The organism is Pseudogemmobacter lacusdianii (assembly GCF_030848395.1).
Classification (GTDB): Bacteria; Pseudomonadota; Alphaproteobacteria; order Rhodobacterales; family Rhodobacteraceae; genus Pseudogemmobacter; species Pseudogemmobacter lacusdianii.
Window position 1 is genome coordinate 1 of the sequence record NZ_JAVDBT010000038.1, and the last position, 4599, is coordinate 4599.

At 57.7% G+C, this 4599-nt stretch carries 4 protein-coding genes; 2 read left to right on the forward strand and 2 right to left on the reverse strand.

Annotated elements, in window-relative coordinates; genetic code table 11:
• Positions 1-46: 46 nt before the first annotated feature.
• Positions 47-607 (reverse strand): LysR family transcriptional regulator, encoded by a 561-nt coding sequence (locus Q9295_RS17895; protein ID WP_306681949.1) that lies wholly within the window; start codon positions 605-607, stop codon positions 47-49.
• A 125-nt stretch (positions 608-732) separates the two neighbouring features.
• On the opposite strand from Q9295_RS17895, the gene Q9295_RS17900 reads away from it, so the two are divergent.
• On the forward strand, positions 733-1632 hold the full coding sequence (locus tag Q9295_RS17900) for a DMT family transporter (RefSeq protein ID WP_306681950.1): 900 nt from the start codon (positions 733-735) through the stop codon (positions 1630-1632).
• Between the two features lie 247 nt (positions 1633-1879).
• On the opposite strand, the gene Q9295_RS17905 is transcribed toward Q9295_RS17900, so the two are convergent.
• A complete protein-coding gene (locus tag Q9295_RS17905) occupies positions 1880-2794 on the reverse strand; it encodes a LysR family transcriptional regulator (protein WP_306681951.1) in 915 nt (304 codons plus the stop codon).
• Between the two features lie 96 nt (positions 2795-2890).
• Between Q9295_RS17905 and Q9295_RS17910 the strand changes: the two genes are divergently transcribed.
• The gene (locus Q9295_RS17910; protein WP_306681952.1) at positions 2891-3745 is read left to right on the forward strand and encodes a pirin family protein; all 855 of its coding nucleotides are present in this window, start codon (positions 2891-2893) and stop codon (positions 3743-3745) included.
• Positions 3746-4599: the final 854 nt, after the last annotated feature.

A 4599-nucleotide genomic window follows, 5' to 3' on the forward strand; every position in this document is an offset into this window, starting at 1 on the left:
TCTGTCAGTCTCCTCGCGGAGCCTGAATCACGCCGCGAGTGGATAATCAATGGGTCCTGACCCTAGGCTGGCTCAGCCTTGGCGCAGTGGCGAGATATGACGGTGATGCAACCAAGATGCGGCGGATCGCAGAAAGCCGCCGTGTGATCAGATTTTGGTCCGTCACCGAGCCCACTCGGAAAGCGAAGTCGATCCGCTCCCTGACAATATCCAGCGGCCTGTTGGTCGCAATCAGCTCCACTGTGATCCGTGGAAATGCCTGTGTGAACCCGTGCAGGAGGCCAGGCATAAAATAGGTTGCGGTCACTTCAGGGCAGGTGATGCGCAGCGTCCCGGAGGGCTGATACTTGACGTTGCCCATAGCAGTCGCCCCAGCCTGAACCTCTGTCCGAACCCGTTGGCAATGTTCCAAAAAGATAGTGCCGGCACTGGTCAAGCTCACCTGACGGGTTGAGCGGTTCAGGAGTTTCAAATCCAACTGTTGCTCAAGCCTTGCGATGCGCTGGCTTACCGTGGATTTGGGAACGCCGAGCCGCTGACCCGCCGCTGTAAAGCTGCGCGCTTCTGCCACCTCTGCCAGCAAAATCATGTCACTTGGGTCGATCATCTGCAGAACCTGATGGGCTGAAGGGTATTGTCCAATGTGACAAACACTATGTCCAGATTGTCCCAATTCCCCTGAATAGCTCAAGTCGATAGGTCATCTAGGGCATGATAGCTAAAGGGATTGCGATGGGCGACGGAATAAGCAAGGACAGAGCCGGCTTTGCGGTGACAGTCATGATTGGCACCGATCTGACCCTTTCGATCGCGGATGCGATCATCAAGGCGACGTTAGCCTCGATGCCTCTGTCTCAGTTCATTTTCCTACGGTCCTGCATCAGCATTCCCCTGCTCATCCTCATCCTGCGTTGGCGCTACCCCAGCGTGCCGTTCAAGCCGCTGAGACCGGGCTGGGCCAGTTTGCGCAGTTTTCTGTTATTGATCAGCCTGTTGCTCTACTATGCCGCACTGCCGCGACTAGAAATGTCTCTGGCAGCTGCCGCCTATTACACCATTCCGCTGTTTATCACGCTTTTCAGCGTGGCTCTGACCCGAGAGCCCGCCGGGAGGCTGGGCTGGGCAGCCGTGGTGCTTGGCTTCCTCGGCGTGTTGACCATGCTGAGACCGGATCCATCCGACCTTAACATTCACGCTCTGATGCCTATCGGCGCGGCAATCCTTTATGCACTTGCCATGGTCGTTACGCGAACCAAGGCGAGGTCCGAAAATCCTTTCCTTCTCGCGCTGATCTTCAACCTCATCGCTTTGGTTCTCGGCGGCGGCGGGAGCATGGTTGCGCTTTTGTCGGGATCCGAGGAGATCGGCATTTTTATGGGCCCATGGCTCGATATGCAGGCCTGGCACTGGGGGTTGATCCTATTGCTCAGCGCGACAATGCTGATCGGCAGCGTAGGCACGGCCATTGCCTATCAATCGGGTCCGTCGAACATGATCGCGACCGTGGATTTTTCCTATCTTGTCTTCGCCGTAATCTTAGGGGTTCTCGTCTTCTCTGAACGGTTGGGAGTGCCTCAGGTGGTTGGAATTTCCTTGATCGCATGTGCTGGGATTATCGTCACACGGCGCTAGCGGAAACTTGGAGCTTGATCCGGAGGTCACGGCGCAGGCTTTGCTCGCCAACGTACTGCCCCCACCAAGCCGCCGATTATTTTCACCTTCGCGATCGGGGCTGGATGTCAGCTTTGTCCGGCAGAGCCGACGTTCTGCGAGGCGTTGGGGCTGCGTCAATCCCGAGCGGCAGCTTTCGGAATTGCTGCATAGCAGCAACTGAAAGCTCCGACCGGCAGGAAAGGGCCGAAGGACGCCATCGCCCCCATCAGTTGCGCGGGGCGCAGATCCCTTGATAGGCTGCGGCCAGCCAATCCAGCAGATGACGCACGACTGGACGCATCCCTTTCTTCCCCAGATGCACGGCATGAATGCGGCCAGCGGGTGGGCGCATGTCCAGCTCTATATTGACCAGGCGACCGGCCTGCAGGTCATCTTCGACCATGATGCGCGGCATCATAGCGATCCCGAGACCTCGCAAAGCCGCAATGCGGAGGGCTGCCATATCTTCGACCGCAAGCTTTGGAGAAAGGTTGATGGGCTGTGTTGTGCCGTCCGATCGCTCTACCCTCCAGCTTGCGGGTTGGGCTGCAGCTGCCCAGGCCAGAGAGGGAACCTGTTGGAGTGTCTCCGTAAGTGTCGGACGCAGGAAGGGGGTAAGCTCAGGGGCGATGACCAGCACATGTTCGACGCTCGCAAAGGGCAGGATGACCTGATCAAGCGGGCCGGACCTCGTTTCACCGGCGCGAATGGCGAAGTCGAAACCATCACGCAGCAGATCAACGCGCCGATTGGTTGCCTCGATCTGAATTGACACGCGCGGGAAGGCGGCAAGATAGTCGGCGATCATGTCGTTCAGCCGCAATTGCAGCACAGACGGGGCAACCGCAAAGCGCACCTCGCCCTGCGGATCCGCACCTTCGGCTTCAAGCATATCGAAAGCGGCATCCGCGGCCGCGACCACGTCTTTAGCGCGGTCAAACAGCTGCTGGCCGGGGCCGGTCAGGCGAAACGTGCGGCTGCTCCGCTCGATCAAGCGCAGACCTAGCTCCTCCTCCAAACCGGCAATCCGGCGGCTGAGCGTTGCGCGCGATACCCCTGTAAGCCGGCTGGCCTTGGCGTAACTGCTGGCAGCGGCGACATCGACAAACAATCGCAGATCGTTGAGGTCGTGCTTCATCATTCCATTTCCGAAGCGCTGAGGTTCAATCCTGTCTCTTCATTGAACACATTTGAACACCAAATTCAGCACAGCTACAATTCAGAGAAGGAAATGAGCATGACTGACAGACCCATTCTGACAACGTTCAAGAAGCCCGATCTGCATTGGGTTGGCGACGGCTTCCTGACGCAAAGCTTGCTGCCCTATGAGCAGCATGCCCATGACACGAGCCCGTTCATTCTGGCCGGCTACAACCCGCCCATCAGGTTCGAAGCCACCAATCGCCCCAAAGGTATCGGCATGCACCCGCATCGCGGCTTTGAGACGGTTACGATCGCCTTTCAGGGCGGGGTGACGCATGGGGATACGCTTGGGAACAAGGGAACGATCGGGCCGGGTGACGTGCAATGGATGACCGCCGCTCGCGGCGTTCAGCATGAAGAATATCACTCCGATCTGATCAATGCCGAAGGCGGCACGCTAGAGATGGTGCAGCTTTGGGTGAACCTGCCGGCCAGCGAGAAGATGTCGGCCCCGCGGTATCAGACCATCACCAGCGGCCAAATCCCAACGGTCGAGTTGGGGGGCCAGAGCCGCCTGCGCGTCATCGCGGGTGCGTATGGCGATGTTGATGGACCGGCAGTGACAGCTTCGCCACTGCATCTGTGGGACGTTTACCTGCAGGCTGGCGATGGTCACCTCATCGAACTGCCCGCAGGGCAAACGGTGTCGGTTGCGCTTTTGAGCGGACAGGCGGTGCTGAACGGTGCCCAGGAATTGACAGGCCCCGAGACGGTGATCTTCACCACCGAAGAAGGGCAGATCCGGCTAACCGCGACCGAAGATGCCCACTACCTCGTCTTGGCGGGTGAGCCGATCAAGGAGCCAATCGCAATGGGCGGCCCCTTCGTGATGAACACCGAAGCCGAGCTCCGCACTGCCTATCAGGATTTCAGGATGGGCAGGTTCTGAGGCCGACTGCCGCCCGATCTTATCTTGGCAGTTGGAACTAAAATGATGCGCGGCATTGGTCCTTTACGGTGCCGCGCAAGTTGCTCTGCGAATTGATCACCCTCCAGAGCAATGCTGATTGTAGTCGTCGCTTAGAGGTGGCTGCTCGGTCCTGCATTCCTGATACTGACGATGCCTTCTGGGCGGCTCAAGCTGCAGCGACTGCTTTCGGGGATGCCGCATTGCAGCAGTTAAAGGCTCTGACCGGCCGATAAGGGCCGTCAGTTGAAGCTGCTGTTCGGCATCGGAACATGTGAGCCTAGCCTGGTGATTTCTTGAGAGGCTCGTCTTGCATCTACAAGGTAGACCTGTAGCTCATCATAGCTTGAGCACTCCCGTACCGAAGCAGAAGCTACGAGGCGATCTAGGAGCGCTCTTCCAGCCTGCTCCAATCGCTGAATGTCCTTTTGCTCTTGGGGCAAGAACGACGGTGATCCGAGCTTGGGTCCGTATCGGCGGCTATGTTCAAGCCATGCGTCTCGCGAGATTTGGCAACGCATCTGAAGTTCCAGCAGACTTTTCTCAACGCTCGCCTCAGCGTTCAGTCTTTCTAGCCTCAAAGACATCGCCTTTGCACCTTCTGCAGAAACAAGTGCGGCCTTCATGGACTTACTATCGAGGAGCCAGAATACAATTCCGGCAGTCGCCACGATTGCTGTGTAAAATTCCAATGGGTTGGCCACGATTAGTTTTTTAAGAATTCCATCATTTCAGCTTCCCCTGATGCTGTCGCGCCAGCATGACGTTATCTAGGGTCAGGACCCATTGATTATCCACTCGCGGCGTGATTCAGGCTCCGCGAGGAGACTGACAGA

Bases quoted from the DNA above. Each gene is read 5' to 3' on its own strand.
- Q9295_RS17895 (WP_306681949.1), bottom strand. From the start codon at position 607: ATGATCGACCCAAGTGACATGATTTTGCTGGCAGAGGTGGCAGAAGCG.
- Q9295_RS17900 (WP_306681950.1), top strand. From the start codon at position 733: ATGGGCGACGGAATAAGCAAGGACAGAGCCGGCTTTGCGGTGACAGTC.
- Q9295_RS17905 (WP_306681951.1), bottom strand. From the start codon at position 2,794: ATGATGAAGCACGACCTCAACGATCTGCGATTGTTTGTCGATGTCGCC.
- Q9295_RS17910 (WP_306681952.1), top strand. From the start codon at position 2,891: ATGACTGACAGACCCATTCTGACAACGTTCAAGAAGCCCGATCTGCAT.